Source organism: Corallococcus praedator, assembly GCF_003612125.1.
GTDB lineage: Bacteria > Myxococcota > Myxococcia > Myxococcales > Myxococcaceae > Corallococcus > Corallococcus praedator.
Map to the genome: position 1 here is coordinate 1 of NZ_RAWI01000545.1, position 5,020 is coordinate 5,020.

The 5,020-nt window shown below is 68.5% G+C and carries 4 protein-coding genes and 1 pseudogene; 2 read left to right on the forward strand and 3 right to left on the reverse strand.

Annotation, left to right across the window (positions count from 1 at the left end; genetic code table 11):
- The first annotated feature begins 154 nt into the window (after positions 1-154).
- The gene (locus tag D7Y13_RS38335; protein WP_120538118.1) at positions 155-808 is read left to right on the forward strand and encodes an outer membrane beta-barrel protein; all 654 of its coding nucleotides are present in this window, start codon (positions 155-157) and stop codon (positions 806-808) included.
- 15 nt (positions 809-823) lie between these two features.
- Here the strand turns inward: D7Y13_RS38335 and D7Y13_RS38340 are convergent, their stop codons facing one another.
- The 3 genes from D7Y13_RS38340 to D7Y13_RS38355 are packed head-to-tail and all read right to left on the reverse strand — an operon-like array spanning position 824 to position 4,444.
- Positions 824-1,396, reverse strand: a complete 573-nt coding sequence (locus tag D7Y13_RS38340) for a head protein (protein WP_120538119.1) — start codon at positions 1,394-1,396, stop codon at positions 824-826.
- Positions 1,393-2,028 carry a hypothetical protein gene (locus D7Y13_RS48385; protein WP_233596017.1) on the reverse strand — a complete coding sequence of 212 codons (636 nt, stop codon included), beginning with the start codon at positions 2,026-2,028 and terminating at the stop codon, positions 1,393-1,395. The genes D7Y13_RS38340 and D7Y13_RS48385 overlap by 4 nt, the downstream gene beginning before the upstream one ends.
- A 49-nt stretch (positions 2,029-2,077) precedes the next feature.
- On the reverse strand, positions 2,078-4,444 hold the full coding sequence (locus tag D7Y13_RS38355) for a lamin tail domain-containing protein (protein ID WP_233596018.1): 2,367 nt from the start codon (positions 4,442-4,444) through the stop codon (positions 2,078-2,080).
- A 247-nt stretch (positions 4,445-4,691) separates the two neighbouring features.
- Here D7Y13_RS38355 and D7Y13_RS38360 point away from each other — a divergent pair.
- Positions 4,692-5,020: pseudogene (locus D7Y13_RS38360) on the forward strand (transcriptional regulator); the annotation flags it as partial.

Here is a 5,020-nt window from a genome sequence, read left to right on the forward strand (position 1 = left end):
GGGGCCGGCGGGAGGGGCGATTCCCCTCGCGGGCGATGCGGAAATAGACGCCTGGGTGTAAGGCCCTGGACGCGGGTGGCCGTGCCCTTGCAAATGCGCAGCGGCGACGCATCCACCCGCCGTCCGACGACGGCTTCTTTCTCCGGTGAACGACATGACTGCTCGACCCCTCATCCCCTCGCTGGTGATGTCCCTTTCGCTGTTGGCGGTGCCCGCGGTGGCGCAGGAAGCGTCCTCGGGTTCCGGGCTGGCGCTGGGCGTGCGCGCGGCGTACGGCATTCCCGTGGGTGACGCGGTGGAGGACACCTCGCTGTCCAAGACGTTTGGCAACACGGTGGCGCCGCAGGTGGACCTCTCCTACTTCTTCAACCGGCACCTCTCCCTGGGGGGTTATTTCCAGTACGGCATCGCGAAGCCCGACGGCTGCACCGAGGATGTGGAGTGCTCGAGCCGGGTGCTGCGCTTCGGCGTGGACCTGGACTACCACTTCGCGCCGGAAGGGTTCGTGAGCCCCTGGCTGGGCGTGGGCGTGGGCTACGAGTCCGGCTCCATGAAGGTGGGGGATGATCCGACGCTCGCGAAGCTGGGCCTGCAGGGGTTCGACCTGGGACACGCGCACTTCGGCTTGGACTTCCAGCTCACCCGCTCCATCGCGGTGGGGCCGTACATCTCGGCCTCGCTGGGGCAGTACTCGAAGTTGACCACGCAGGTGTTCGAGGAGTCGGAGAACAGCATCGACGTCCCCAGCGACGCGAAGTCGCTCCACGTCTGGATCCAGCCCGGCGTGCGCCTGCAGATCCGTCTGTAATCGCGCTCCCGGTGCTCACGCCTCCGACGCAGGAGGCGTGGGCGGGGGCAGGGGATACAGGACGCGGTAGTCGATGCGGTGGTGGTAGGCGGCCAGGTACGGGGCGCCGGCAATCAGGATGACGACCTGCTGCGGGGGCGTGGGCTGCTGGTGGAGCCAGGCCTCCGCTTCGGCCCTGGAATCGAATGACAGACCCGAAGGCTTGGGTCCGTCGTTCGCCATGTCCGCGAGGTAATGCTCCAGGATGATGGGAAGCGAGACCAGATGGGTCTTCCCGGTGGAGGGGACGTACATGGCGGAGTGGTAGGTGTCCGCGATCAGTACGAACGCCACCGCGGGAGGCCGTCTCCAAGCTCTCATTCCCGCCTCTGCCTCCTCCCGGGTGGCGAAGCGACCGATGGCGAGGGGGGGAGCGTACGCTTCGAGGCTCTGGACGTAGTCCTCGAAGTCGTAGGTCTGTCCGGACGTCTCGATGAAGCGGATGGCGGTCGCGGCCGCCTTGAGTGCTTCCTCGCTCCCGGGAGTGGCTGGGGCATCATCGAGTGCGATTCGCCCGAGCACTTCGATCTGGTCAAAGAGCCTCGTCATGGAAGAACCCCTGCAAGAGGATGTGAAAGATCGCCTCCGGAGTCCGTCAGGAGCAGCGCGGGTGCCAGGACGACCAACCCCGCACCCGCAGACACGACGACGAAGACAACACCCGCGATGACAACCACGCTACCGACGAGAAGCGATTCGCGGTGGCGGCTCACCCAGTCCGAGACCTCCTCAATCGAGGACAATTTCTGGGGCCGGAGCTTCTCCAGTTCAGCGCAGTCCAGGTAGGGCTGACGACACCGGTTGTTGCAGTAGTCCGCCTTGCCGCGCGGATTGCTAGCATGTCCGTACCCGCGAGGCAGCGGGCGGCTGAGGCATTCCCGCATGCACTCCAGATGCTCCGCATCGCAGTCCCGCACGGAGCGCGCGGTCCGCACGATGCGCCGGCCCTCATCCGCCTTCACGTAGCGGGCAAGCTCGGACGCCTCAGCGGGCCGCCACTCCTGCGTGAAGCTCCCGTCCGGTGCCTCCCGCAGCAGCAGCACGAGTCGCGGAAGCTCCTCCGGAGCCGGAGTCACCGCCGCACGGGTCGTCCCACAGGCCGACATCAGCATGCACAGCGCCACGGCCGTGTAGCGCATCCACACGGGGGCAGCGCTCGAGGCACGGGTTCGCGAAGTCATGCGTCCACCCAAGCAGATCCCCAGGTGGAAGTCGTGCCTCGCGGATCCGTCAGAACGCGGTGCCGTTCGCCCTGCGTCCTGGCGTCGCGAAGAGGGAGCCCACGCTGTAGCCGTAGTCCCAGGTTCCCGTGGCGCTCGCGTCAGGCTTCCGGTTGAACGAATAGCCCTGATACACATCCATGGGCGGATTCGCATACGAGTGGCTGTCCTGCACCGTGCCGTCCGCGCGCACCAGGTACACCGTGTCGCCCGCGCCGCTCTGGTTGATGCCCCGGTCGAATCTCAGACCCTGGCCCCCGTTGGACACCGTCGCGTACGTCGCGCCCTGCGGCAGGGCCGAGACACCGGAATACACCACGTACCCCTTGCCCGCCGGCAGCACCGTGCCCGTCGTGAACGTGTGCCGCGCCGCATCCGCGCCCGAATACGACTTCGCGTCGTGGATCTTCCAGCCACTCAGGTCCACCGACCCCGGCCCCGCGTTGTAGAGCTCCACGAACTGCTGGTCGTAGTCCGGCGTCGTCCCGCCCGAGACGTTGTCCGGCTGCGCCAGGTACTCGTTGATGAACACCTGCTGCGTCGGCCGCGTCATCGTGAACGCCCCGTCACTCAGGTCCGCCACGTCGGCGCGCGTCGCGTCCGCCACCCGCACCCGCGCCGTGGTCGAGGACTCGCTCGGCACCGTCCACGTGTAGCGCCCGCTCGCCGCCGACAGGTTCGTCGCCACGTCGCGCCACACCGTGCCGTCCAACGAGTACTGCACGTTCACCTGCGTCACGCTGCTCGACGTCCAGGTGATGTCGAACGTGCTGCCCGCCGCCAGCGTCTCGCCACCGTTGGGCGCCGTGACCGTCACGCTGCGCGCCTGCGCCAGCGTGCCGAAGTCGAAGCGGCTGAGGATGGGGTAGTGGTCGGACGTGGTGCCCTTGTAGTTGGTGATGGTCGGCCTGAGCACCACCGTGGAGTCCGCCACGTGGTACGGCACCAGCTCGTTCGTCACCAGCTGATGGTCGATGAACTGGGTGTTGCTCACCGTGGAGCGCACCCCCGCCTCCGACAGGGATTGCGTGAGGAACTTGTAGCGCGTCGGGTCGCTCACCAGGTTCTGGTACGGCGACGGGTTCGTCACGTAGATGGACGTGTCCACGTCGTCGTTCCAGTCCCCCACCACCAACACATTCTGCGTGGGCAGGTTCGAGTCCAGGTAGTTCTTGAGGCACACCGACGCGCCCTGCCGCCGGGCGTACGCGTCCGAATCCGCGAACGCCTTCATGTGCAGCACCATCAGCGTCAGGTCCACCTTCGTGGAGCCCCGCGTCACGCGCAGGTCCACGCGCAGCGGCGGCCGGCCAGCGAAGTTGCTGGAGCACGAGGACAGCACGACGTTCGCCGCCAGCACCTGCACCGCGTCCGTCTTGAACAGCACGCCCACCTTCTGGTCCGCCGCGCTGTAGTAGTAGTACTCGCCGCCCACCCGCACGGAGTCGCTGGCGAGGAAGCCGTCGTAGCCGGGCAGCCCCGCCTTCAGGGCGTTGAACTGGGCCTCGTCCACGATCTCCGCCACCCCCCAGATGTCCGCGCCCGCGTCCGCGAGGACCGCCGTCACGTTGGCCAGCTGCAGGGCCTCGTCGTCCGGGCCGTTGCCGGGCGTCGTGTCCCCGAACCACTCGATGTTCCAGTTGCCCACCTTCAGGGGCACCGCCGTCGCCGGGCCGGCATCCGTCGTCCCGCCATCCGTCTTCGTCCCCCCGTCCGTCGCCGTCCCGGCATCCGTCACCGGACCGCCGTCCGGCAGGTCGCCGTTCGGGGTGCGCAGGGGCAGCCGCAGCACGGCGGTGGCCTGGACGCTGTTGGCGTCCTTCACCTGGAGCGTGAACTCATACAGCGCGGGATTCTGCGGCGTGCCCGTCAGCACGCCCTCTTCGGACAGCTCCAGCCCCGGCGGCAGCGCGCCGCCCGCCTGCGACCAGGTCAGCGGGGGCGCCCCGCCGGTGGACGTGAAGGTGAAGGTGTAGGCGCTGCCCGCCGTCCCGGGCGGCAGCGGCGACATGGTGGTGATGGCCGGCGCCTCCCACGAGCGCAGCGAGTAGGCCCGCGTCTGCTGGGCGCCCTTCGCGTCGCGCACGCCCACCGTCAGCGTCCATTCACCGGCCTGCGTCGCGGGCCCCACCAGCCTCCCGGTGTCTCCATAGAAGGAGAAGCCCGGCGGCAGCGCGCCCACCGAATAGGTGAGGGGCGGCGTGCCCCCGGTCGCGGTCAGCACCTGTTCAAAGGGCGCACCCACCGTCGCCGCGTGCAGCGTGACCGCCGGCAACACCGGCCCCTTCGTCTCCGGGTCATCGGAGCTACAGGCGGACAGCGACACCAGCGACGTGAGCACGACGAGCGACCAGACCGCTCGGATGGACCGCGACATAGGGAGAAGCTCCAGCACCGGAACCGCGCGATGGCGGCTTTCCGGCAGAGGGCACGCACCTTAACGTGTCTGGCAGTGGACTGTCGCGCGGGCACCCGCTTGCCGCCAGACAGGGTGGCTGACGCAACGTCACAAGGCAATCGATGGCGCATCCCGCCGTCTGCGTCTGGACAGGGCGGAAGGCTTTGCGCTCCTGTCGGACGTGCAGTTGGATGGGTTCAGGCAGCCAGAGCGGAGGAGACGGGTCATGGCCGAGAAGTGGGACAGGCAGTTGATGGACTTCCTCAAGCGCACCGGCGAGGACCTCAAGCGCACCACGGACGACCTCCGCGGTGAGGCCGAGCGTCTCCTCAAGGAAGTGAAGGACCCGGAGAAGCAGGCCAAGGTGAAGGAAGGCCTGGAACAGCTGCGCACCTGGGCCGCCGCCACCACCAAGACCGCCGCGGAGAAGATCGAGACCGCCGTGCGCCGCGTCGAGACCACCGTCGAGGAGGCCTTCAAGCCCGGCGCCACCGGCACCCCGTCCGGGTCCGGCACCGGCTCGGAGCCTTCCCCGGAGGCGCCCCCGGCCACCGC

What these genes read in the sequence shown, in the direction of transcription:
- D7Y13_RS48385 (WP_233596017.1), bottom strand. Translation starts at nt 2,028, where the DNA reads ATGACTTCGCGAACCCGTGCCTCGAGCGCTGCCCCCGTGTGGATGCGC.
- D7Y13_RS38355 (WP_233596018.1), bottom strand. Translation starts at nt 4,444, where the DNA reads ATGTCGCGGTCCATCCGAGCGGTCTGGTCGCTCGTCGTGCTCACGTCG.
- D7Y13_RS38335 (WP_120538118.1), top strand. Translation starts at nt 155, where the DNA reads ATGACTGCTCGACCCCTCATCCCCTCGCTGGTGATGTCCCTTTCGCTG.
- D7Y13_RS38340 (WP_120538119.1), bottom strand. Translation starts at nt 1,396, where the DNA reads ATGACGAGGCTCTTTGACCAGATCGAAGTGCTCGGGCGAATCGCACTC.